The following is a 22,231-nucleotide window of genomic DNA, read 5'->3' as shown; positions in this document are numbered from 1 at the left end:
TCCGCGTCGAGCAATTGCACTAAATCACGAATTAGCAGGAACTCACTACGGTGTTGTTGTTGTTGTTGTTGTCCCTGCATCTGAGAGCAAATCAGCCACTGATTGTAGAAGCCGCGCCGCTTGTGTTCCGATTTCGGTGAAAATAAGTGCACCTACCGCAACCACCAAGCCTGCAACCAATGCCCACTCAACAACCTCAGTACCTTCTTCTTCACGCACAAAACGCTTAACACTTGCCATAAATTTGTTCATGTCTTTTCTCCATCGATTTTGATTAGCCAGGGCCTCTCTTAGCCCGTGGGAATCAGCTCCCACGACCAGACTCCGCTTTTAGCAAAATGAGTACTTGGACTTTGTTGCAGAGATGTATAACTATTTTGCAGACATGTCGTAAGTGCGATTAGATCGGCCTTATTGCCTCAGCGAGGCCGAGCCACATTTTTTAAAGGGGGCAATTCCACATTTCAGGGCAACAGTGCTTCCAGCTTTTTCACCGTATCTTTCTCGGCAATATGGGTGGGCAGGTGGTAGATGTAATGACTTTGGAGTACAGACTTACAGGCGCTGCCATGCTTACGTGGACGGGTTAGAGGTATCGGGAATGCTGGCGAGGGCCGGAGTGGCGATAAGGACCGCCAGGATCTCAGATCTGATAGCTGTTTTCAGGATGTGCTTGCTACGCACTATTGTATTTCTATCGGCCCGATTGCCGGCCCGATCTAAATCCGTTAACAGCTATCAGTGTCATCTTCCATTCAGTAGTGGTAGTTCAGCCCCACACTCAGGGCCTCAATATCATAGTCTGACTCACTGAAGTAAGAGACATATTCCAAGGTACCTGATACGGCCGGTGTGATCCCGAGCTCAACGCCAGCACCAAAAGAAAAGTCAGAGTCGTTCTCACTTTCAGAACCAGAAGGCCCATAGTCGACAGTGGCTTCACCTCCCGAGTACCCGAGCAGACCATAGACAGAGAATCGACCGGTGATTGGAACGTGGCCTGCAAAGTAAATCCCGTACAGGGCATCTATCTCACTGTCAGCTCCGGTGTCTGAGCCGTCCAACTCAATATCTCCGTCAGAGATCCCAAAGCCGGCCCGCAGTTCGATAGCAACAAACTCATTAAGAAAGTGCCCTATCCGGCCGACGACAGCACCGGGTTCAGTCTCGAAACCGGAGTCATCCTCATACATGGAGTGAGCGTACTGGAGACCGGCGTAGCTGGTGTCAGGGGTACCGGCGAATGCTGGAGTGATGATAAGACCCGTTAGAACAACAGCGCTGATAGTTGTCTTCATGATGTGCTTCCTAATGCTTTATTATGTTTTTTGGTTACGAATCTCAAACTGATCAGACCGAACAGTCATAATCGAGCATAGCAGAGAATCTGATCAACTTGTGATGGACCCTTCCCTTCAACCCATCCACTAGCAGCACCCCGTAGATGACACAGCGCAACGAACAGACCTGAACGCTATCGAGATTCTCTGCAGATTATTTGAGTGTGAGGTAGGTGATCTAATCAAGTTTCAGAAAGATCAATTAGCCAGAAGACGACGGCATTGAGGGCGGTATTCGAGGGAGGAATCGAGGAGAAGAATGTATCGCCTGAACTGGTGGAACAAGCAAATCGAACCATCACACACCTTGGCGCATATGTGTCACATAGTCGCAATAGGAACTTTCTGCCGGCCCAAACGAAAAAAGGCAGATCAGTAAGTTACTGATCTGCCTTTCTTAAATATGGTAGCGGGGGCAGGATTCGAACCTACGACCTTCGGGTTATGAGCCCGACGAGCTACCAGACTGCTCCACCCCGCAACAAACTTTTGATCACCTATCAAACTCTGAGTGCCCCGAAGGGTCGGCCTCATAATCCGAAGGTCGGTGACTCCCTTCGGCTTTCGTGAGTGGGGAGCCCGACGAGCTACCAGACTGCTCCACCCCGCACCAAACTTTGTGTTCACCGAACTGAAACTCTTCTGGCTTGTTCGATCAACGTGGCGCGCATACTACGGAGCGGCCTTGGGTAAGTCAACGAAAAAAACCGTTTCCCGTGAGGCCAGTGTTCCAGGGTCGCGGTAAACACCCTGTCAGGCGACTGCAAAGGGTACGCAATTGATGCCCATAACAGTTGCCCGACGAATCGAGTGGGAATGCACGGCACCTTGCCTTGAAGTGGCACCTTCTGTCTGTGCCATACTGGGGCCCTATTGCGACGCGCCCTGTGGCGCGAGGAGAAGAGGATTCCCCTATGTCTGATCTGTACTTCAAGCTTGTTAACACGTCCTTGGGCAAGACTGCCGCCCAGTCCCTCGGCTTACCTTCACCAACCCAACTCAAGCGCTGGACGCGAACCAACCAGCCTTTTACTGAGGGCAATGTGCTGATTGGTTGCGCATCGGGGGGCAAGAGCATCACTGAGCTCGGAAATACGATCTCGGCAAGCGCAGCCATGCTTCACCATGCCAGTAAAATACCGTCCCTCACTGACTCGGCCCGCGCCGGCACCAAGGCCGTTCCGCTGGATCTTACCGCTGAACCAGTCCTGAAGTTCTCGGCCCTCGTCTTCGATGCCACGGGTATCAAAGATAGCCTTCAGCTGCGAGCCCTGTATGACTTCTTTCACCCGACTGTCCGACAACTCGCCAGTAACGGCCGGGTATTGGTGGTAGGCCTTGACCCTGCCGGCTGTAAGGCTCCGGCCCAGGCCGCCGCTCAGCGGTCACTGGAAGGTTTTGTGCGTAGTGTTGGCAAGGAAATTGGCAAAAAGGGAGCCACCGCCAACCTGATCTGGATGGCACCAACCGCCAGCCAGCAACTGGACTCAACGGTCAGGTTTTTCCTGTCTCCACGCTCCGCTTATGTATCCGGCCAGTGTGTCCGTATCACCAGGGCCGCCAAGGGTGCAAAGGCGGTCAGCCCGGCAGCCCCCCTGAGAGATAAGGTGGCCCTGGTTACAGGCGCGTCACGGGGGATCGGAGAAGCGATAGCCGACACTCTTGCCCGGGATGGTGCCACGGTCATTGCGCTGGACATTCCGGCCGCCATGGAACAGCTGGAGGTGGTTGCCAGCCGTATCAAAGGCGAGGCCCTGCCCTGCGACATCACGACAGCGGATGCCCCCCAGACCATTGCAGATTTTGCGGAACAGCACTTCGGCGGGCTTGATATCATTGTCCACAATGCTGGCATTACTCGCGATAAAACCCTGGGCAACATGCCGGCGCACTTCTGGGATTTGGCCATTGCCGTTAATCTGACCGCCGAGGAGCTGATCAACGAAGAACTTCTGAGCCGGGAGCTACTGCGGGACAATGGTCGGATCGTCTGCGTGTCATCCATCAGCGGCATTGCGGGCAATTTTGGTCAGACCAATTACGCTACATCCAAGTCGGGCGTTATCGGCTATGTCGAGGCATTGGCAAAGCAGCTAAGGGACGGCAGGACGATCAACGCCGTCGCCCCCGGATTCATTGAAACCCGAATGACCGCTGCCATGCCCTTGACTATGCGCGAGGCGGGACGGCGGATGAACAGCCTTTCACAGGGCGGGTTGCCAATGGATGTGGCGGAAACCATTGCATGGTATTGCAATCCGACGTCGGCGGGCGTCAATGGCAACACCGTAAGAGTTTGTGGCCAGTCATTGATCGGTCGCTGATACCATTTTTTTACTATCGGCCAGTTCTGCCAGCGTCCAGCCCCGGCCCAGGCCGGAGTTTTTCGCAGGCACGCAAACGCCACCCAATAAGGGTGTTCAGTGAGCATAAACGGAAGATGCAATACGGAAATGGTGGGTGGTACTGGGATCGAACCAGTGACCCTCGCCTTGTAAGGGCGATGCTCTCCCAGCTGAGCTAACCACCCTGGGGAAATAAAAAATGGCGGAGCGGACGGGACTCGAACCCGCGACCCCCGGCGTGACAGGCCGGTATTCTAACCAGCTGAACTACCGCTCCGCATCGTTCTCAAGGCATGCTGGCCTGTCGAACACTCAACCGGACTGGGGAAGTCCGGAAGGCTGAAAATGGTGGGTGGTACTGGGATCGAACCAGTGACCCTCGCCTTGTAAGGGCGATGCTCTCCCAGCTGAGCTAACCACCCACTTCCAGCCACCTGATCAACGCTTTGTTGCTGACTTGATCAAGTGAGAGGCGCATTTTAAGCATTTGGCCCTCACTGTCAAATCTTTTCCGGATTTTTTCGACACGACGACCCTGAAGACGTTTGGATTGGCGAACTTTCGCTCAAATTTCCTAGTGTTTGGCTCGCCCACCACCTTTCACTGCTTTCAGCTTGGGCTCGCCCTGACCCGCCGCGGAAGCTTTCTGCTCCAGCGAAAGTTTGCCAACGCGGCTTTTCCGATCTTCCGGCAAGGCTTTGTCGGCCAGAGACTGATTAAAAGTATCCAGCTTCGCTCTGATGCGCGCAAGTTGTGCCGCAGCTATATCTTTCCATGACATAAACCCATGCCTCCCGGTCATTGTCTATAATCAGTCTAGCCATGCTCTGCGATCCCGACAATGTGAAACGGTGACTACCGCAACGCATCCACCTGTTCGGAAAGGCGAACCAGGCGTGAAGTCAGCTGAGCCCGGGAAGCATCAATTGATTTGATAGTTTCCTCCAGACTGGCAATCCTCGCCTCAGCCCGGTTGATCCTTGGGGCGGCTTCTGAAAGGTTTTCCTGGGTGTTTTCCAAAGCACTCAGGCGGCTTTCCATACCATCAATAGTCAGGTTCTGCTCTTGTCTGAATCGCTGCAGGCTTCGCTCGATCCCGACGTCGAGCCCATCGACCTCTGACACCAGCGTTGCAAGCTGCTTTTGCAAGCGCGCATCATTTGCGGCCAGCGTATCCGTCTCACCGTCAAGCAAGCGCAATGCTTCATCAAGGCTTCCAATGTCGGACTTGATGCCCTCCTGAGCCTCTGCCAGCCCGGTCAACGAACCTGCCTGCCCATCCATTGTTGCCTTCAAAGCTGCAATTTGACCGGCGTGCTCTTCCAGCTGTTTCTTGTTGCGCTCATTGGCGATTACCCACAGCTTCCGGATCTCACTGTTGGCGTTCTCGATCAGGTCTTTCTGTTCGGTCAGCCGCTGCTCGATTGTTGAGCCCCGCTGTTCAAGGCTTTCTCCGGTTTCGGTCAGATCCCCCTCGAAACGGGCTAGCGTGAGCTTGCTCTGGCGGACCCAGTAATCAGCCTCTTCCACCTGTTCTTCCAGCACCGCCAGCCGCTGGGCTTGCTGCCACACCAGGCCAGCACCCGCCGCAACAGACACCACTAACAGCGTAACCAGCAAACCCACCAGCTTGCCAGAACCACCTTTTCCTGAACCGCCACCCGAGGGTGGCGGAGGCGGAGTTCTGGGCTGCGCTCTGCCCGGCCCCTTGCGGTAATCTGCAGACTTGGCCTGGCGCTCAGGGGTTGGCTTTTTCTGTTCCGGCTTACCGGCCTGGGCAGTACCTGCCCTCAGTTCATCGTCATCAGGACGAATGGGTTCCATTTCAACAGCCTCGGATAGGTATGGATAGGTATGGACGGAAATAAACAAGTGCCTCGATAATACCGGTTCCGCTCCAAGCCACCAAATCAGGCAATGTGAACAGGGGCGGAGATGCAAGGCAGCGCCAGCCATTTGCATGGATCCCGGGCAGTCCATACAATGTCCGGCTTTCTCCAAACTCTTCGGGACTGTCGCTTATGCAGCCGCTTGTAGGCCTGATTATGGGTTCCAAATCGGATTGGCCGACCATGGAACACGCCGCCGAGATGCTCGATAAACTGGGGGTTCCTTACGAAACCCGCGTGGTCTCCGCGCACCGGACGCCTGATCTGTTATTTGATTATGCCAAAACCGCGGCCGACCGGGGCCTGAAAGTCATCATAGCCGGTGCAGGCGGAGCAGCTCACCTGCCCGGCATGGTCGCCTCACAAACGTCTTTGCCTGTGCTGGGCGTTCCGGTTCAGTCAAAAGCCCTGAACGGACTGGATTCACTGCTCTCTATCGCCCAGATGCCCGGGGGGATCGCCGTTGGCACCCTGGCAATCGGTAAGGCGGGCGCCACCAACGCAGGATTGCTGGCTGCGCAAATTATCGGCACCTGTGACACTCATGTGCGTGCGGCGGTCGATGCCTTTCGCGCCGCCCAAACCCAGACCATTCTGGACAATCCAGACCCGAGAAACGGGTAATTGACGGTAACAGGAATTAGCCCATGAGAATCGGAGTTTTAGGCGCTGGACAACTTGGACGCATGCTGGCCCTGGCCGGTTATCCGCTGGCCAATACCTTTGTATTCTACGATTTATCAGGCAGTCCCAGTGTCGGGCTGGGCGAGATCATTATTGACCGTGAGCAGATCTATCTTGATGACTTTCTGAGCCGGGTCGACCGGGTCACCTACGAGTTCGAGCATCTGCCCGTGGCAGTAGCCGAGCGCATAGCCGCCGTAAAACCGGTGCATCCGACGCCACGCTCGCTGCAGATCTGTCAGAACCGCGAAGCCGAGAAGACCCTGTTCGGCGAGCTGGGCATTCCGACGCCGGAGTGGCGCATGGCAGAGAGTGCCGACTCTCTCCGGGCTGCTGCCGAGAGTCTTGGGTGCCCGGTGGTGGCAAAGTCGAACACCGAAGGCTATGACGGCAAGGGCCAGGCCGTATTGCGCAGCCCGGAAGAGGCCATTCAGGCCTGGGCCAATATTGGCCACAAGCGCCTGATGGTGGAGAAGTTTGTCGAGTTCAGCCGGGAGCTGTCTGTTATCGCGGTGAGGGGCGAAGACGGTCAGGTTGCGGTGTATCCGATGGCTGAAAATGTTCACCATGAAGGTATCCTGCGGTACTCGATAGCGCCCGCGCCCGGGCTTTCGCCCGACATAACGGCCGAAGCCAAACGTTACATCCACACACTGCTGAATGAACTGAACTACGTCGGAGTGCTCACGCTCGAGTTGTTCGATACCGCAGAAGGCCTGGTCGCCAACGAGATGGCCCCCCGGGTCCATAACTCCGGGCACTGGACCATTGAAGGTGCGGTGACCAGCCAGTTTGAAAACCACATTCGTGCGGTGTCAGGCCAGCCTCTCGGAGATACCAGCCCACGAGGTGTGAGCTGCATGGTCAATATCATCGGCGAGCACGGCCAGACCCGCCGTATTCTGGAGCTGCCCTACGCTCACTTGCACCTCTACGGTAAAGCTGAACGACCAGGCCGGAAGCTTGGGCATGTAAACATTCTGGCCGACAATTACGAAGAGTTGGTGTGGCGGGTTCGAAACTGTGCAGAATTTTTACCTGGCTCGCCCGAGTTCAGCAGTTCTTTGACCCAGGGGTTGAAAAGCGGGATGGCTGACCCGACTTATAGACTATAACCAGGTTTTGAGCAGTCTTGACCAGAGGTAGGAATAGGTCATTTCTTTACCTATTTTTCATTATGGCAAGCCCGTCAAAGTGCTTTAACCTGAAGAAAAGAAAATTCACTGATCTGATCAGATCAGATCAAACGAGAGAAACCAGGGAGAACGACCTCATGGCATTTGAACTTCCCGCACTACCGTACGAAAAAAACGCGCTTGAACCCCATATTTCTGCGGAAACGCTTGAGTATCACTATGGCAAGCACCACAACACCTACGTGACCAAACTGAATGGTCTGGTAGAGGGTACCGACAACGCCAACAAGCCGCTGGAAGATATCATCAAGAGCGCCAGTGGCCCGCTGTTCAACAACGCGGCGCAAGTCTGGAACCACACTTTCTACTGGCACTGCCTGAGCCCAAGTGGCGGCGGCGAGCCTACCGGTGCAGCTGCCGAAGCTATCAACAAAGCGTTTGGCTCGTTTGATGAGTTCAAGAAAGAGTTTAACGACAAAGCGGCCAATAACTTCGGTTCAGGCTGGACATGGCTGGTCAAGAAAGCTGACGGCAGCGTCGCCATCGCAAACACCAGCAATGCTGAAACACCACTGACAGGTGCAGACAAACCGGTTCTGACCGTGGATGTATGGGAGCACGCCTACTACATCGATTATCGGAATTCGCGCCCGAATTATCTGGAAGCGTTCTGGAATCTTGTGAACTGGGATTTTGTGAACAAGAACCTGGCATAATCCAGTCCGGTAAAAAAAGGCCTTATGTTCAGGTCTTTGATCTTGAAAACGCCCGCATATGCGGGCGTTTTTGCGTTTATTTGCCGGTAAAACACCGCCCTTACAAAATAAAACACCTACGCCCTCAATAATTTGAAAAAATGCAGCCACTCGTTCGCCAGGACAGACTCGATTGAAACCTACTCATCAAGTGTAACCAACGTGTACCCGACCAGCGGCTTTCAAATAAAATCAACAACTCGCTCGAAAGTCGATGGGAGCAGAATCAAAAAATGAACCTATTCCCATGAAGACACCCTTTCAGCTGGAGCATCGTCTTGGTCATCGCATATTACGATGGGTTCTCTCAGTCACCCTGATCAGCGGCATCCTTCTAGGCACAATGCAGATCATACTGGATGCGCGCCGGGTCTCCGATGAACTCGACGACCATGCAGCCCAGACAATGGCTCTGGTTAAAGACGCTGCGACCCAAGCTGTATTCAGTATTGATAATGAACTGGCCCGACAGGTGGTTGAGGGGCTGTTCGAGCAGAATGGGATGCGTTTTGCGAGTATAACTCACCCGAACGGCGAAGCACTCGCCACCAAAACGCGGGCATTGAAAGAGCCCTACTATCGACCGGCCACCGATCTTATTTTTGACGCTGAGCGCAGTTACCATTCGCCATTGATACGCAGCGCTGACCCTGAAATCGTCTTCGGCGACCTTGAGCTTACCTATGACACGGCAAACGTGGCTGCAAGTTGGCTTGAACGGGCATGCTTAACCTTTATCTCAGGAATAGCCCAGGCCGTTATTCTGGGCCTTGCGCTCTGCCTCGTCTATCACCTGCTTCTTACCCGGCCACTGCTAAGAATCATTCATTCGCTTACCAAGGTAAATCCCGATCATCCCGATGACAAGCTATTGGCATTGCCGCGAACCCATGAGCGAGATGAACTTGGCTTGTGGGTAAACGCCACCAATAATCTGCTGGTCGCGATTGCAGAAAACCAGCAAAAACACCGTGAAGCAGAAGAAAAAGTCACGCGACTATCCCGCTACGACAACCTCACCGGACTGCCAAGCCGGGAAACGCTACTGGGCTTTCTCAATAGCGCCATAGAGGACGATCGCCGAAATAAACAGATCCTGTCTGTGTTCTGTTGTGGCATCGATGATTTCAGGAGCGCTAACGATCAGTATGGGTACCAGACTGGTGATAAGATTCTCCGGACGGTGGCGGATCGATTGTCGGAACAACGTGACGGCAGTCATTTGATTGCGGGACGGCTCGGCGGCGATCAATTTGTCGTGATTGAGAAGCATCTCAGGGATGACTATCAAGCAGCCGCGACTGCTGAATGGTTATTGCAAGTCTTCAGCCGACCCATTCGTATTGATGACCGCCAGGTGTTTATTACAGGAACCATCGGCATTGCCTTGTTCCCGCCCGATGGCAGTGGAGCCGACAAACTCCTGCAGCGGGCAGAACAAACCATGACGCTGGCCAAAAGGACCGGCGGCAATCAGTTCCAGTTTTACGTGGCCAGTGTCGATCTGCAGATTCGGGAGCGTAAAAAGCTTGAACAGGACCTGGCTCTGGCACTACCGGGCGGCCAGTTTCACCTCGTTTACCAGCCCCAGATCCATCTTGAAAGTCAGCGGATCATTGGCGCCGAAGCATTGCTAAGGTGGAATCATCCCGAGCGGGGCCTGGTGCCGCCTGACGAGTTCATTCCGCTGGCAGAACTTAACGGCACTATTGTCGAAATCGGTCAATGGGTATTGGAACAGGCCTGCTGGAGAGCGGCTTTGTGGGCCGCCAATGGCAACCCCATTCGCATTGCGGTGAACCTGTCTGCCATACAGTTAAGGCAGGACACCATTGTCGAAAAAGTGCTGGAAACCCTGAAGCGCCACGCCATCCCACCCGGGCGCCTGGAGCTGGAAGTAACCGAGACCAGCTTCATGGAAAACCTCGACGATGCCGTTGCCAAGCTCAAACGTCTCAGAAGTGCAGGCATTACCATTGCGGTCGATGATTTTGGTACCGGCTATTCTTCATTAACCTACCTGAAACGAATGCCGGTACAGCATCTCAAGATCGACAAGCAGTTCATACGTGACCTGCTTGTCAACGAGGACGACACCCGCATAGCCAACACGATCATTGATCTGGGCAAGAGCCTTAACCTGTCGGTCATCGCCGAAGGGGTGGAGACAGCAGAGCAGGAGTTCTATCTTCGACAGCGGGGCTGTGAGCTGGCCCAGGGGTATTATTTCAGCAAACCATTACTGCCTGAAGATTTCGAGAAATTTGTTGTGAGTTTCCATCGTAAAATTATTGCCCATAACACCTAAGCTATTCCATTTAACGTCTGCCCTGCAAAAAAGGAGGCTGCATGCAAACAACACTCATAGGCCTTGCGGTCATTGGTGCTGCTGTGATCTACATCGTGATGATCTACAACCGGCTGGTTGCCTTACGCAACCAGTTCAAGAACGGTTTTGCCCAGATCGATGTGCAACTCCAGCGCAGACACGACCTGATCCCGAACCTGGTTGAAGCGGCCAAGGCCTATCTCAACCACGAGCGCAACACCCTCACCCAGGTGGTGGAGGCACGGAACGGGGCGGTCAGTGCCCAGCAGGATGCCGCGAAAGACCCTGCCGATGGCGCAAAAATCCAGAAACTGGGCGCCGCAGAAAACCTGCTGACCAAAGCGCTGGCGAACTTTTATGCCGTCGCCGAAAACTATCCGGAGTTAAAAGCCAATGAGACCATCCAGCAAATGATGGAAGAACTATCCAGTACGGAGAACCGTGTGGCGTTTGCCCGTCAGGCCTATAACGATGGTGTCATGACCTACAATACCTATCGGGAGCAGTTCCCCAACAACGTCATCTCCGGACTGTTCGCCTTCAAACCGACATCCCAGCTGGAGCTGGAAACACCCGCCGCCCGTCAGGCACCTGAAGTCGCTTTCTGAACATGACAGGCTCCGGATTCTTTGACCGGCAGGCCCGCGCCCGCCGCAACACCGGTTGGCTGGTAGTGTTATTCATCTTGGCGGTGACGCTGATTACCCTGGCGGTTTGCGTGGTGGGGTATACCACCACCAAAAGCGAAAGCACTGCGCTGTCGTTCCCGCAATGGCTGCTCAGCCGACATGGCCTGATTACAGCATTCGCAGTGGTCGTGCTGATCGGCGCTGGCTCGCTGGTCCGCTGGCGCGACCTGGCCGGTGGTGGCGAAAGCGTCGCTAACATGGTGAACGCCCGACTGATTGACCCTTCCACCAGCGACAGTGATGAACGTCAACTCAGGAACATTGTCGAAGAAATGGCCATCGCCAGTGGCGTTCCGGTTCCCCAACTCTACGTTATGGATCACGAAACCGGTATTAACGCCTTTGTGGCAGGTTACAGCCCGACCGAAGCCGTGATGGTGGTGACCCATGGCGCCCTCACCCATCTCAATCGCGACGAACTCCAGGGGGTAATCGGTCATGAGTTCAGCCACATCCTGAACGGCGATATGCGTCTGAATGTCCGCCTGATCGCATTGCTGGCCGGTATCCTGATGATTGGCCAGATAGGCCTCTTCCTGCTCAGGGGCTCCCACAGGCGTTCCTTCGGCGCCTCACGTCGCGGCAAGGAACGGGGTCTAGCGGTAGCGCTGGGCCTGGCACTGGCTGTGATCGGTTACATCGGAGTTTTCTTCGGGCGCTTGATCCAGGCCGCAGTGTCGAGGCAACGGGAAATGCTGGCGGATGCATCGTCCGTCCAGTTCACCCGTAATCCAGAAGGGATCGGAGGCGCGCTATACAAGATAGGGCTGAAGAACAGCTATCTGGACACCACCAGCCACGCCAGTGATGTCAACCACATGTGTTTTGGCGAAAGCGCACGCATGCAGTTCAGCCGTCTTCTGGCGTCTCATCCGCCGGTTGCGGAGCGTATCGATGCCATCCAGCCGGGTTTGCTGGCACGGCTCAGAAGTCGACTCAGGGATACAACCACCGCGAAAAGTGTCCACCTCGACGACCATGCGCCACCGGTTACGGTCACCGGGTTTGCTCGCGCCGGATCGAAGCCATATTCACAACTGGCTGGCACGGTCTCCGATGACGGGGAGCAATACGCCCAGGGGCTACTGGAGCAGTTACCGGCAACCTTCCGGAACCTGTTATACACTCGCTCGGGCGCAATCCAGCTCTGCTACGCTTTGCTGACGTACCATCTCAGCCCGGAGGAGCGCTCGGCCCGGTTGAACAAGATCGAGGCGGTGTCACCTTTCAGTCCGGAAGCGGATCTGCTCCACAAGCTATTGCCCACACTCTCGGCCTTTGAAGGTGCAATGAATTTTCCCGCGCTTGAACTGGCCACACCCGCCCTCAAGAAACTCGACCCGGAAGAGGCTCAGAAGCTGATACAGCAGGTTTATCAGTTGATTCGGGAGGACGGCCGTCTCAGCCTGTTCGAGTTCGGCCTGGCCAGCTTTCTGCAACGGCATTTGAGCACTGGCGCAGCTAGGGTAACGCCGGTTCGCTATCGCTCCTACAGGGGGGTGAGCGACAGCTTGCACCTGCTGTTCAGTCTCACAGCTCGGGCATCCTCAACCACCCCGGAGCATGCACGACAGCTTTACCGCGAAGCGATGGCTGGATTTATCGACAGTAAAACGGAGGAGTTACCTGAACCGGGTAAGGTGAGTGTGCGGGACCTTCGGCATGCGTTTGCTCAGCTCAACCAGCTGTCACCGCTGTTGAAGCCTGCCATCATAGACGCCTGTGGGCAGTGCGTTCTCAGCGACCGGCAGATTACGCCCCGGGAATACGATATTCTCCGGTTGGTAGCGGATCAGCTGGATTGCCCCATGCCGCCGCTAACCCAAACCTGAACAGGGATTACTCGATACCGCGGGCAGCGCCTGAGTCAGGCCGGAACAGCGTATCAATGCCCGGCTGTTCACCGATATCCGTCGGCAGACCCAGTTTTTCACGAATGCCCAGGTTCACTTCCCACAGCCCCCGGTATTTCTCGTCGGTTGCCGCTACGCTGTCGCCTTTGTTGAACAGAATGGTGGGTCGTAAAAAGACCAGCAGATTACGCTTGATCATGGTTCGGGATTCGGAGGAGAACAAACGCCCGAGATAGGGAATATCCCCCAGTAACGGGACCTTGCTCTTGTTGACCCGGTAATCCTCACGGATCAGACCACCCAGCACTATCGTTTCACCATCATCGGCCAGCACTGTGGTCTTGATCTCCCGTTTGTTCGTGACGATGTCCGAGGCGTCTTCGATACTGTCTGCGACATCTTCAGTGGTTTGTTCAACGATCAGCCGTACCAGGCCATCATCACTGATCGTGGGCGTAACCTTGAGCGTCAGGCCGATATCCCGACGCTCGATGGTGGTGAACGGATTAGTCAGACCCGCGCTGGTGTTGGTGGTCTCGCCGGTACGGAAAGGCACGTTCTGGCCGACAATGATTTCAGATTCCTGATTGTCGAGGGTAATGATACTGGGAGTGGACAGCAGGTTGGCAGCGGTGGACGTGGAAAGCGCCTGCAGCAGCACACCCCAGGTAATGCCGTCTCGGTCACGCTCGCCAGCACCCAGTGTCAAACCACCGGTCGCCGGGGTAATGACACTGTCGGAAAGAATCGCTCCAATAACATCCCCCAGGCTGCGGCCAACATTATTAAAGTTGGAGCCAACCACCGGAGTCGACGACCCGGACTCATCACCGAGCGCTATCTGAACACCAAGGTCCTGACCCAGGTCATCGCTGATCTCGACAATAGCCGCCTCGATCAACACTTGAGCTCGCCGGATATCCAGCTGCGACACAATCATGTCGACTTCCTGCATCATCGAGGGCTCACCACGCACCACCAGTGCATTCAGGCCTTCATCTGCAAATACCGAAAAACCGGTGTCCCGAGATCCCCCAGCCGAGGTTCCGCCACCGCCCGCAGTCTCCTTGGCGAGCTCACCCATCACCCCTGTCAGGATTTCCGTCAGATTCTTTGCGTCCGCGTGACCCAGGCGAATCACCTTGGTTGTGCCTCCGGTTGCGGATGGCTGGTCCAGTTGCGCGATCAGGCTACGCATTTTATTGCGAAAGGTTTCATCGCCCCGCAGGATTAAACGATTGCTGCGCTCGTCAGCGGTGACACTGTACTTGCGCGCAGCGCCCCCTGCACCGCCTTCGCCCAGCTCATCCGGCGCCAGCTCCTGTAGCAACGGCACCAAATCACCGACCCAGGCTTCGTCAAGCTGAATCACTTCAACTTCGTACTTGGAGGGGCTATCCAACTCGCGAACAATTCCTTCGATGCGGTCTATATTGGCGGAATGATCACTGACGATCAGTGCGTTGGCTGCGGCAACCCCGGCCAAATGGCCGTATTTTGCCACCAGAGGGCGTAAAATCGGTACCAGTTCCAATGCGTTGGCATTGTCGACCTGGATAACGCGGGTTATGAGCTGTTCTGAAGGCGTCTCGGCAAACCGGTCGAGGGATTCCGCCGACTGCTTGGCATCGACCTGCTGCACTATCTTGATGACCTCTTTTCCCGGTATGGCGGTGAAACCATGCACCTGCAACACCGCGAGAAAAAGATCGTAAATTTCGTCCTTGTTCATGGGTGCGCTTGAGAGCACCGTCACCTTGCCTTTTACCCTCGGATCGACCACAAAACTGTAACCAGTAATATCAGCAACCTGAGTGACAAATGCACGGATATCGGCATCTTTCAGGTTAAGGCGCCAGGTGCCTTCCTGCTGTTGCGCCGTGGCCACAAGAGGCATAAGGACGAGCAACATCACCACTTTAAGGAAGGGGACTCTTAGATTAATCATGGAACGACCGCGTCCTGTATCGATGATCTCATTGAAAAACTACTGCGGTAGCGCATAGCTTATTGTAAAGCTTGCACTGCCCCGCTCTATTTCTATCTCTAGCTGCGCTTCGGAACGCCAGGTCTCCAGCAACTCCCGATCCTGCTCAATGTCCCCAAGAGGATAACCGTTAATGGCGGTAATCACGTCCCCTTCCTGCAGGTTAAGTGCACTCAGCATGGCATTGGATCCATTATAGACGTACCCCTGAGTGGCGCCATCCTGTACCGGGCTAAGCCCGAATGCAACCAGCGCTTCAGCGCCTTGTGCCTCCAGTCGCGCTTTGGCCTGTTCGACAAAGTCGTCGGGAGCGGACGCGGGAAACTCCTCATTCCGGGCCACCAACTGATCGGAATCAGTTTCCTCAAAGGTCAGTGTTTCAAACGCGCCACCCCGCCTGAGGAGAATGCGCCCGGGTTCGACTTCGACAAGTTCGGCATTACCCGGTAGCGTTTCTCCGACGCGGTAGTGTGCCGTGACGCCGCCGGTTTGCGCAACTATAGCACCGGACAGTTCGGGCTGCTCAGAAACCAGCACGCCTTCCAGACGCAAACGCAGACGGGTTTCCGGCGCAGTCCGGCGCACGGCCTCAACGACCGGAGTGCCACCGGGAACCCGCCCGAACAGTTCATAAGACGCCAGGCGACGACTACCCAGCGGGTCGCCTGCCCCGGCGTTCAGCCCCTGCCCCGGCTCCGGGACAGCCCGGTCCTGCCACGCGATCATCCAGGTCAGGTTTGCCATTACAATGGCGAAATACACCACCAGACCAGTCAACAAGCCGTTGGCAAGCCACCTGGGCAGGCGCTTTGGGGGCCGGGCAACCATTGTTTTCATCAGCCTCCCCTCCCCAGCATCCCCAGCAACGGCTGACGAACCCTGAAAATGACATCGCCGGGGCTGGCCGCACCGGACCAGGACTGACCGGCCAGATCGATCATTCTCTTATAAACCCGAATTTCGAGCATGCCATCAGGGAAAATGTCAGCATTCGCGGCCGGCTCACTCTCACCCTGTTGCAGTATGGCCATCGACATTCGCCCGGCGGCGGCATTCAGTGTCGCTTCCATCGGCGGAAAGTCGGCGCTCTGAACGCCACCACCCACGGGCCACGTGACCTCGCCCCCAGACCAGCGAGCCAGGCCCTGTCCATCGCCGAACTCCCCGTCAATCCACTCCAGGTCAAGACGTTCGATGACCACATCGCCCGTCAGCATGGCGCCACCGCTGCGCCTTATCAGGTCTTCAAACTCGCTCACCCGGAGTTGTCCGCGGGCGGTAAGAGTCGCATCACCCGGCCATGAAAGGGACAACCGTCCATCCAGCTCTGATTGCGCAGAGGTGAGCGAGAACGACAGTGGAAAGGTCAGATCCAATAAAGAGGGCGTTTCAATATTCCAGCCCAGACGCAGCGGTCGTCCGGCGAAGGTGAATCCGGCGGCGCCCTCCCATAACTGGCCGGAAACCTGATTGATCGTGACCTGAGGCGGCAACTTCACCTGAGGGGACAGCCATTGCCAGGCCCAGCCAGCAGGGAGCAGGAACACCAGCGCAACGAAGTAAACCAGCAAACCGGCCAGCGCAAGCCAGATGACTTTCGCAGGTCCCAGGAAAGGTTTTGATGAGTCGGTCATACGGGGTTCACAGAGGAAAATAACTCGCTGTCGCTACATCGGAGCCTGAGTCTAGCAAAGCTCTCCGGCAACTTCATGACAACTTGAATGAGAGCGGGCCAGGTTGGCAAAAAAAAGCCCCGCAGTATCTGCGGGGCTTTTCAGGTTCAGACGCAAAGGTCTGAGGAGGCGGGGCAGCCTTACATCATACCGCCCATACCGCCCATTCCACCCATGCCGCCCATATCCGGCATGCCACCAGACTTCTCGTCTTCTGGCTCGTCGGTAATCATGGCTTCGGTGGTGATCATCAGACCAGCAATGGAGGCGGCTGCCTGCAATGCTGACCGAGTGACCTTGGCCGGGTCCAGAATACCCATTTCAAGCATGTCGCCGAATTCACCGGTCGTTGCGTTATAGCCGAAGGTGCCTTCGTTTTGACGGATCTTGTCCATCACAACAGAGGCTTCGCCACCCGCGTTGGTCACGATCTGGCGCAGAGGCGCTTCCATTGCGCGACGCAGGATGTTTACGCCGACCTTCTGGTCTTCGTTGTCTACCGCTACTTCAGTCAGAGCGTTCAGGGCACGAACCAGAGTAACGCCACCGCCTGCGACGATGCCTTCTTCAACCGCAGCGCGGGTGGAGTGCAGAGCATCTTCTACGCGGGCTTTTTTCTCTTTCATTTCAATTTCAGAACCCGCACCAACCTTGATGACGGCAACACCGCCGGCCAGCTTGGCAACACGTTCCTGGAGCTTCTCTTTGTCGTAGTCGGAGCTGCTGTCTTCGATCTGCCTGCGGACCTGATCAACACGCGCTTCGATATCAGCCTCGGCACCGGCGCCATCAATGATGGTGGTGTTTTCCTTGGTGATGTTGACCCGCTTGGCAGTACCAAGGTCGTCCAGCGTGGTGTTTTCCAGGCTCAGACCGACTTCTTCGGAGATCACAGTACCGCCGGAGAGAATGGCGATGTCCTGCAGCATTTCCTTGCGACGGTCACCAAAGCCTGGCGCTTTGACAGCCGCAACTTTGACAATACCACGCATGTTGTTGACAACCAGAGTCGCCAGCGCTTCGCCTTCAATGTCTTCGGCGATGATCATCAACGGCTTGCCTGCTTTGGCAACGCTTTCCAGCACTGGCAGCAACTCGCGAATGTTGGAGATTTTCTTGTCGACCAGCAGGATGTAAGGCTCGTCCAGTTCGGCAGACATGTTGTCCTGGTTGTTGATGAAGTATGGAGACAGGTAGCCGCGGTCGAACTGCATGCCTTCTACCACGTCCAGTTCATCGTCGAGGCCACGGCCTTCTTCAACGGTGATGACGCCTTCTTTGCCTACGCGCTCCATAGCATCCGCAATAAGCTTGCCGATGGTCTCATCGCCGTTTGCGGAGATGGTGCCAACCTGGGCAATGTTACGGCTGTCGTCACAGGGCTTGGCTGCCGCGTGGATGGCCTTGACGGCAACCACGGTTGCCTTGTCGATGCCGCGCTTCAGATCCATCGGGTTCATGCCGGCAGTGACGGCCTTGATGCCTTCGTTCAGGATCGACTGGGCCAGAACCGTTGCGGTGGTGGTGCCATCGCCTGCGGTATCGTTGGTCTGGGAAGCAACTTCCTTGACCATCTGGGCGCCCATGTTCTCGAACTTGTCGCGCAGTTCGATTTCCTTGGCTACCGATACACCGTCTTTGGTCACGGTCGGTGCGCCGAAAGACTTGTCGATTATAACGTTACGACCCTTGGGGCCCAGCGTTACCTTGACGGCATCTGCCAGAATGTTAACGCCTGCAACCATGCGCTTGCGCGCGCTGTCACCAAACTTGATATCTTTAGCTGCCATATCACTATTTTCCCTATTCGTTAAACCCAATCGTTATTTCGATTTCATCCACAACCGGACTGCCGGTTGCGATGAGTCAGCCTGCCGGTTTACTTTTCCAGCACGCCGTAAATGTCGCTTTCGCTCATGATGAGCAGATCTTCACCGTCGATTTTCACGGTGTTGCCGGCATACTGGCCGAACACTACGGTGTCACCGACATTGACTGCTAACGCACGGGTTTCGCCATTCTCAAGGATACGGCCATTGCCCACGGCGATAACGTCGCCCTGGGAAGGCTTCTCTTTGGCATTGCCCGGCAGCACGATGCCACCAGCAGTTTTCTCTTCTTCTTCCTTACGACGCACGACAACACGGTCATGTAACGGACGAATTTTCATTGCTCGATGTCTCCAAAGTCAGATTGTGTTTGGCAATGACGTTTGCGTAAAAGCCAGAGCCGATAAGCACCTGTTTTCAGGGCGCTTATCCGCCCCAGCAAACTTGTGGTTCCTATATGGAGGTAGCGCAGGTGTTTTCAACGGCTTCCGCAAAAAAATTTCACTTTTTTTCGAGCCGATCCGACGACTTGTCGGCACTGTCACCTTCTTTACGGTATTCCCCCTCAATAACGTCATCTTCCGCCGCGGGACCGGTACCAAAAGGATTACCACTGCCGCTCGGGCCACTCCGCCAGGCAGTGAAACGGAAGCTCTGGGTCGTGCCGGAAGCCACCACCATACGCTTCAGCGCCTGGGTCGCAAGCCACTGACGGGTAAAGGGAAGCAGGCAGAGCAAACCAAAGGTGTCGGTGACAAATCCGGGATTGAGCAGCAGCGCTCCACCGACGGCCAGAATCAGGCCTTCAGCCACCTCACGGGCGGGCAGTTCGCCGCTGTTCAGACGTTGATTGGCCCTCAGTAATGTTGCGAGGCCCTGCTGGCGCAACAAGGCGGCCCCGATAATCGCGGTCAGCAATACCAGCCCAATGGTACTGAGCGCGCCGATAACCGTGCCGACCTTGATCAGAATCGCCATTTCAACAATGGGCACAATAATGAAAATCAGTAAAAATATGCCCATAAAGCAGCCTTTTGCCAGTGTCTTTGACGGCTTTCCCGGGCGAAGAGCCTTCTCCACCCGGTTTGCCATCCAAGGCCCGAATCAACCCGCCCTTCGACAAGTTCCGGATGAACGGGCATCATATCGGGCAAGAAAAGGGAGGCGGCCAAGCCAGCCTCCCTTCAAAACCCGATGACTATCTAACAAGTTTATTAGGGCACAAGATGAAACTTCAAGAATCCGTGATTGCAATTACCGGCGGTGGCCAGGGACTGGGCCGCGCGATGGCCGAGTACTTCGCCGCCAGGGGCGCGAAACTGGCACTGATCGACCTCATGCCGGAAAAGCTCGATGAAGCCGTAACCGCCTGCAAAGCCGCCGGTGGCGATGCCCGGGCTTATATCTGCAACGTCGCCAGGGAACCCGAGGTCGAGGAAACCTTTGCAGCCATCAACCGGGATTTCGGCAAACTCAACGGCCTCATCAACAACGCGGGTATTCTTCGGGACGGCATGCTGGTCAAGGCAAAAGACGGGGAAATCGTCAAACGCATGAGCCTCAGTGAGTGGCAGTCGGTCATTGACGTTAACCTGACCGGCGTTTTCCTGTGCGGGCGCGAGGCGGCTACCCACATGATCCAGAACGGCGACCAGGGCGCCATCATCAATATCGCCAGTATTTCCCGCGCCGGCAACATGGGCCAGAGTAACTACTCCTCAGCCAAAGCGGGCGTTTCAACGCTGGTGCCCGTCTGGGCGAAAGAGCTGGCACGCCACGGGATTCGTGTCATGGGTATCGCTCCCGGCTTTGTCGGGACCGAAATGACCCAGTCCATGAAGCCGGAAGCCCTGGAGCGAATGACAGCGGCCATTCCTCTCAAGCGAATGGGCAGGCCTGAGGAAATTGCCTCTACCGCGGCGTTTATCTTCGAGAACGACTACCTTTCCGGACGGATCATTGAAGTTGATGGCGCCCTGCGGATCTGACTCACGCTCAACGGAGGACCTGCCAACCCGTGATCAGATGATCTGGCAGGTAGTCTGGTCAATCCCTGAAGGCCGAGTCGCAAATTACGGTCAGGTCGCACGCCTTGCCGGGCTGCCAGGCCTCGCCCGTTATGTGGGACGGGCGCTGGGCAAGCTGCCTGCTGGCTCGGCAGTGCCCTGGTATCGGGTACTGAAAAGTAATGGTCAGCTGGCCTTCAAGCCCGGCAGCCACGCCTTCATACGACAGGCCGACAGCCTGCAACGGGAGGGCGTTGAAGTGATTGACGGCCGGGTTTCCATGGCTCGTTACCGCTGGGAGCCCTGACCCTCGACCGCCTGCTCGCCAACCTCCTCATATTCCGAACGGTCAATTGCCGGTGACAGCGCATCCAGACGATCCCCCTTCCCCATGAGCCACCAGGACAACAGGATCGCGGGCACGCCCATCACAGCAGAAATAAAGAAGAAGTCGGCATACCCGTAATTGAACACCACCATGCCCGAAAAGCCCCCGATGAACTTGCCCGGCAGCGTCATCAAAGAGCTGAACAACGCGTACTGGGTTGCCGTGAACGAGGCACTGGTCATACTTGAAAGCCAGGCAATGAGCGCTACATTGGCAATGCCGCCACTCAGGTTATCTGCACTGACCACCACGGCCAGCAGGACAATGTCTGGCGGCAACTGTGCGACAACCACAAACAGCAGGTTGGTCGCGGCCGTCAGGGCCGCACCGGCTACCAGTATCGGGCGCACGCCATAACGAACCACCAGCAGGCCACCCAGCAGGGAGCCACCGATGGTCATGAAGAAGCCGAAGATCTTGGTCACATCCGCCACTTCGGTTTTCGAGAAACCCATAAAGGTGAGGTAGAACGGATTCGCCATCACACCCATGGAAATATCGCTGATGCGGTAGAGTGCTATCAGCACCAGAATGAACAGGGACAGTTCCCGATAGCGCCGGAAGAAGTCCACGAACGGCCCGGCAATGGCGGCAGAAAACCAGCCGGCGAGCCGGGCCATACGCGGAGAAAGGTGGGCCCGCCTGGCAGTCTCCCGGGCTACCGTAACGGCCAGATCCTCCGCCGCAGAATGGTGATTGACCCGGGGCTCCCGGATCACCAGAACTGTCAGGGCACCCACCCCCATCAGTACGGCCATGACCTCATAGGACACCTGCCAGGACCAGAACTCGGCGAGATACAACGCCCCGGCCCCGGCTACCAGCAGTGCCAGCCGGTAACCGAAGATATAGGTGGCAACCAGCGCGGCCTGCAGGCGCGGTTCGGCAATCTCGATACGGTAGGCATCAATTGCCACATCCTGGGTAGCCGAAGAAAAGGCAACCAGCAGACCGCAGAGCGCCATCATGGTGGGCGCGTTTACGGCATCAACATTTGCCATCAAAACCAGGCCCAAGGCAACCCCCGCCTGAGCCAGAATCATCCAGCTGCGACGCTTGCCCAACAGCTTGTCGAGCAGCGGCAGTTTGAGACGGTCGACCACCGGCGCCCAAACCACCTTAATCGAGTAGGTGATACCCAACCAACTGAAGAAGCCGATGGTGGCAGTTTCAACCCCGATATCGGCCAGCCGCGCGTTCAGGGTCGAGAACACCAGCAAAAACGGCAGCCCGGCGGAAAAGCCCAGAAACAGCATGGCAATGACCTGCCACCGGGTAAACGTATGGAGTGCTGCGCGTATCGACTGGGGCCGGGAGTGAGTAGTGAT

At 56.0% G+C, this 22,231-nt stretch carries 20 protein-coding genes, 4 tRNA genes and 1 pseudogene; 10 read left to right on the top strand and 15 right to left on the bottom strand.

The annotated features are described in order from the left end of the window. Positions 1 to 45 precede the first annotated feature (45 nt). Both F6Y09_RS08390 and F6Y09_RS08385 read right to left on the bottom strand, forming a co-directional pair. A complete protein-coding gene (locus F6Y09_RS08390) occupies positions 46 to 252 on the bottom strand; it encodes a Flp family type IVb pilin (protein ID WP_152206445.1) in 207 nt (68 codons plus the stop codon). Positions 253 to 755: 503 nt separating this feature from the next. Further along, positions 756 to 1,298 carry a porin family protein gene (locus tag F6Y09_RS08385; protein ID WP_152206444.1) on the bottom strand — a complete coding sequence of 181 codons (543 nt, stop codon included), beginning with the start codon at positions 1,296 to 1,298 and terminating at the stop codon, positions 756 to 758. A 160-nt stretch (positions 1,299 to 1,458) separates the two neighbouring features. Here F6Y09_RS08385 and F6Y09_RS20700 point away from each other — a divergent pair. Beyond that, positions 1,459 to 1,566: pseudogene (locus F6Y09_RS20700) on the top strand (hypothetical protein); the annotation flags it as partial. Between the two features lie 178 nt (positions 1,567 to 1,744). Here F6Y09_RS20700 and F6Y09_RS08375 read toward each other — a convergent pair. Continuing rightward, positions 1,745 to 1,821, bottom strand: a tRNA-Met gene (locus F6Y09_RS08375). 433 nt (positions 1,822 to 2,254) lie between these two features. Between F6Y09_RS08375 and F6Y09_RS08370 the strand changes: the two genes are divergently transcribed. After that, entirely contained in the window at positions 2,255 to 3,664 is a 1,410-nt protein-coding gene (locus F6Y09_RS08370; RefSeq protein ID WP_152206443.1) for a 3-oxoacyl-ACP reductase, read from the top strand. 130 nt (positions 3,665 to 3,794) lie between these two features. Here F6Y09_RS08370 and F6Y09_RS08365 read toward each other — a convergent pair. The 5 genes from F6Y09_RS08365 to F6Y09_RS08345 all read right to left on the bottom strand — a co-directional run bounded on the left by F6Y09_RS08365 (position 3,795) and on the right by F6Y09_RS08345 (position 5,509). Continuing rightward, positions 3,795 to 3,870, bottom strand: a tRNA-Val gene (locus tag F6Y09_RS08365). Between the two features lie 15 nt (positions 3,871 to 3,885). Then, positions 3,886 to 3,962: transfer RNA gene (locus F6Y09_RS08360), tRNA-Asp, on the bottom strand. A 69-nt stretch (positions 3,963 to 4,031) separates the two neighbouring features. After that, positions 4,032 to 4,107: transfer RNA gene (locus F6Y09_RS08355), tRNA-Val, on the bottom strand. A gap of 152 nt (positions 4,108 to 4,259) precedes the next feature. Beyond that, the gene (locus F6Y09_RS08350) at positions 4,260 to 4,466 is read right to left on the bottom strand and encodes a hypothetical protein (protein WP_152206442.1); all 207 of its coding nucleotides are present in this window, start codon (positions 4,464 to 4,466) and stop codon (positions 4,260 to 4,262) included. A gap of 74 nt (positions 4,467 to 4,540) precedes the next feature. Continuing rightward, on the bottom strand, positions 4,541 to 5,509 hold the full coding sequence (locus tag F6Y09_RS08345) for a hypothetical protein (RefSeq protein ID WP_152206441.1): 969 nt from the start codon (positions 5,507 to 5,509) through the stop codon (positions 4,541 to 4,543). Positions 5,510 to 5,706: 197 nt separating this feature from the next. Between F6Y09_RS08345 and purE the strand changes: the two genes are divergently transcribed. The 6 genes from purE (at position 5,707) to F6Y09_RS08315 (ending at position 12,999) form a co-directional block, all read left to right on the top strand. Beyond that, positions 5,707 to 6,198 (top strand): 5-(carboxyamino)imidazole ribonucleotide mutase, encoded by a 492-nt coding sequence (gene purE / locus F6Y09_RS08340; RefSeq protein WP_152206440.1) that lies wholly within the window; start codon positions 5,707 to 5,709, stop codon positions 6,196 to 6,198. A 23-nt stretch (positions 6,199 to 6,221) separates the two neighbouring features. Next, positions 6,222 to 7,373, top strand: coding sequence for a 5-(carboxyamino)imidazole ribonucleotide synthase (locus F6Y09_RS08335; protein WP_152206439.1), 1,152 nt, complete (start codon positions 6,222 to 6,224; stop codon positions 7,371 to 7,373). Between the two features lie 158 nt (positions 7,374 to 7,531). Next, positions 7,532 to 8,110, top strand: a complete 579-nt coding sequence (gene sodB, locus F6Y09_RS08330; RefSeq protein ID WP_152206438.1) for a superoxide dismutase [Fe] — start codon at positions 7,532 to 7,534, stop codon at positions 8,108 to 8,110. Positions 8,111 to 8,396: 286 nt separating this feature from the next. After that, on the top strand, positions 8,397 to 10,457 hold the full coding sequence (locus tag F6Y09_RS08325) for a putative bifunctional diguanylate cyclase/phosphodiesterase (RefSeq protein ID WP_152206437.1): 2,061 nt from the start codon (positions 8,397 to 8,399) through the stop codon (positions 10,455 to 10,457). 41 nt (positions 10,458 to 10,498) lie between these two features. Continuing rightward, the gene (locus F6Y09_RS08320; protein WP_152206436.1) at positions 10,499 to 11,086 is read left to right on the top strand and encodes a LemA family protein; all 588 of its coding nucleotides are present in this window, start codon (positions 10,499 to 10,501) and stop codon (positions 11,084 to 11,086) included. A gap of 2 nt (positions 11,087 to 11,088) precedes the next feature. Beyond that, positions 11,089 to 12,999, top strand: a complete 1,911-nt coding sequence (locus F6Y09_RS08315; protein ID WP_152206435.1) for a M48 family metallopeptidase — start codon at positions 11,089 to 11,091, stop codon at positions 12,997 to 12,999. Between the two features lie 7 nt (positions 13,000 to 13,006). On the opposite strand, the gene gspD is transcribed toward F6Y09_RS08315, so the two are convergent. From gspD to F6Y09_RS08285, 6 genes are all read right to left on the bottom strand, one after another. Then, a complete protein-coding gene (gene gspD / locus F6Y09_RS08310; RefSeq protein ID WP_152206434.1) occupies positions 13,007 to 14,968 on the bottom strand; it encodes a type II secretion system secretin GspD in 1,962 nt (653 codons plus the stop codon). Between the two features lie 39 nt (positions 14,969 to 15,007). Next, positions 15,008 to 15,844 (bottom strand): type II secretion system protein N, encoded by an 837-nt coding sequence (locus F6Y09_RS08305; protein WP_246180409.1) that lies wholly within the window; start codon positions 15,842 to 15,844, stop codon positions 15,008 to 15,010. Continuing rightward, on the bottom strand, positions 15,844 to 16,641 hold the full coding sequence (gene gspN / locus F6Y09_RS08300; protein ID WP_152206433.1) for a type II secretion system protein N: 798 nt from the start codon (positions 16,639 to 16,641) through the stop codon (positions 15,844 to 15,846). The genes F6Y09_RS08305 and gspN overlap by 1 nt, the downstream gene beginning before the upstream one ends. Before the next feature lie 179 nt (positions 16,642 to 16,820). Beyond that, positions 16,821 to 18,470, bottom strand: a complete 1,650-nt coding sequence (gene groL, locus F6Y09_RS08295) for a chaperonin GroEL (protein WP_152206432.1) — start codon at positions 18,468 to 18,470, stop codon at positions 16,821 to 16,823. Between the two features lie 89 nt (positions 18,471 to 18,559). Next, positions 18,560 to 18,850 carry a co-chaperone GroES gene (gene groES / locus F6Y09_RS08290; RefSeq protein ID WP_152206431.1) on the bottom strand — a complete coding sequence of 97 codons (291 nt, stop codon included), beginning with the start codon at positions 18,848 to 18,850 and terminating at the stop codon, positions 18,560 to 18,562. A gap of 160 nt (positions 18,851 to 19,010) precedes the next feature. Then, entirely contained in the window at positions 19,011 to 19,532 is a 522-nt protein-coding gene (locus tag F6Y09_RS08285) for an FxsA family protein (protein WP_152206430.1), read from the bottom strand. A gap of 203 nt (positions 19,533 to 19,735) precedes the next feature. On the opposite strand from F6Y09_RS08285, the gene F6Y09_RS08280 reads away from it, so the two are divergent. Together F6Y09_RS08280 and F6Y09_RS08275 are read left to right on the top strand one after the other, a co-directional pair. Beyond that, a complete protein-coding gene (locus tag F6Y09_RS08280; protein ID WP_152206429.1) occupies positions 19,736 to 20,497 on the top strand; it encodes an SDR family oxidoreductase in 762 nt (253 codons plus the stop codon). Next, positions 20,478 to 20,822 carry an MGMT family protein gene (locus F6Y09_RS08275; RefSeq protein ID WP_152206555.1) on the top strand — a complete coding sequence of 115 codons (345 nt, stop codon included), beginning with the start codon at positions 20,478 to 20,480 and terminating at the stop codon, positions 20,820 to 20,822. The genes F6Y09_RS08280 and F6Y09_RS08275 overlap by 20 nt, the downstream gene beginning before the upstream one ends. Here F6Y09_RS08275 and F6Y09_RS08270 read toward each other — a convergent pair. Next, complete coding sequence (locus F6Y09_RS08270) at positions 20,804 to 22,204, bottom strand: AmpG family muropeptide MFS transporter (protein ID WP_425481826.1); 1,401 nt, start codon at positions 22,202 to 22,204, stop codon at positions 20,804 to 20,806. The genes F6Y09_RS08275 and F6Y09_RS08270 overlap by 19 nt on opposite strands. Positions 22,205 to 22,231: the final 27 nt, after the last annotated feature.

The sequence above is a fragment of the Marinobacter changyiensis genome, assembly GCF_009193265.1.
GTDB classification, from domain to species: domain Bacteria; phylum Pseudomonadota; class Gammaproteobacteria; order Pseudomonadales; family Oleiphilaceae; genus Marinobacter; species Marinobacter changyiensis.
This window is presented reverse-complemented; position numbering and strand designations above follow the sequence as displayed.

Excerpts from the sequence above, each read along its gene's own strand:
- purE (WP_152206440.1), top strand. The coding sequence starts at position 5,707 with ATGCAGCCGCTTGTAGGCCTGATTATGGGTTCCAAATCGGATTGGCCG.
- gspN (WP_152206433.1), bottom strand. The coding sequence starts at position 16,641 with ATGACCGACTCATCAAAACCTTTCCTGGGACCTGCGAAAGTCATCTGG.
- gspD (WP_152206434.1), bottom strand. The coding sequence starts at position 14,968 with ATGATTAATCTAAGAGTCCCCTTCCTTAAAGTGGTGATGTTGCTCGTC.
- F6Y09_RS08325 (WP_152206437.1), top strand. The coding sequence starts at position 8,397 with ATGAAGACACCCTTTCAGCTGGAGCATCGTCTTGGTCATCGCATATTA.
- F6Y09_RS08335 (WP_152206439.1), top strand. The coding sequence starts at position 6,222 with ATGAGAATCGGAGTTTTAGGCGCTGGACAACTTGGACGCATGCTGGCC.
- F6Y09_RS08390 (WP_152206445.1), bottom strand. The coding sequence starts at position 252 with ATGAACAAATTTATGGCAAGTGTTAAGCGTTTTGTGCGTGAAGAAGAA.
- F6Y09_RS08285 (WP_152206430.1), bottom strand. The coding sequence starts at position 19,532 with ATGGGCATATTTTTACTGATTTTCATTATTGTGCCCATTGTTGAAATG.
- F6Y09_RS08350 (WP_152206442.1), bottom strand. The coding sequence starts at position 4,466 with ATGTCATGGAAAGATATAGCTGCGGCACAACTTGCGCGCATCAGAGCG.
- F6Y09_RS08280 (WP_152206429.1), top strand. The coding sequence starts at position 19,736 with ATGAAACTTCAAGAATCCGTGATTGCAATTACCGGCGGTGGCCAGGGA.
- F6Y09_RS08275 (WP_152206555.1), top strand. The coding sequence starts at position 20,478 with ATGGCGCCCTGCGGATCTGACTCACGCTCAACGGAGGACCTGCCAACC.
- F6Y09_RS08305 (WP_246180409.1), bottom strand. The coding sequence starts at position 15,844 with ATGAAAACAATGGTTGCCCGGCCCCCAAAGCGCCTGCCCAGGTGGCTT.
- F6Y09_RS08385 (WP_152206444.1), bottom strand. The coding sequence starts at position 1,298 with ATGAAGACAACTATCAGCGCTGTTGTTCTAACGGGTCTTATCATCACT.
- F6Y09_RS08345 (WP_152206441.1), bottom strand. The coding sequence starts at position 5,509 with ATGGAACCCATTCGTCCTGATGACGATGAACTGAGGGCAGGTACTGCC.
- F6Y09_RS08315 (WP_152206435.1), top strand. The coding sequence starts at position 11,089 with ATGACAGGCTCCGGATTCTTTGACCGGCAGGCCCGCGCCCGCCGCAAC.
- groES (WP_152206431.1), bottom strand. The coding sequence starts at position 18,850 with ATGAAAATTCGTCCGTTACATGACCGTGTTGTCGTGCGTCGTAAGGAA.
- F6Y09_RS08370 (WP_152206443.1), top strand. The coding sequence starts at position 2,255 with ATGTCTGATCTGTACTTCAAGCTTGTTAACACGTCCTTGGGCAAGACT.
- sodB (WP_152206438.1), top strand. The coding sequence starts at position 7,532 with ATGGCATTTGAACTTCCCGCACTACCGTACGAAAAAAACGCGCTTGAA.
- groL (WP_152206432.1), bottom strand. The coding sequence starts at position 18,470 with ATGGCAGCTAAAGATATCAAGTTTGGTGACAGCGCGCGCAAGCGCATG.
- F6Y09_RS08320 (WP_152206436.1), top strand. The coding sequence starts at position 10,499 with ATGCAAACAACACTCATAGGCCTTGCGGTCATTGGTGCTGCTGTGATC.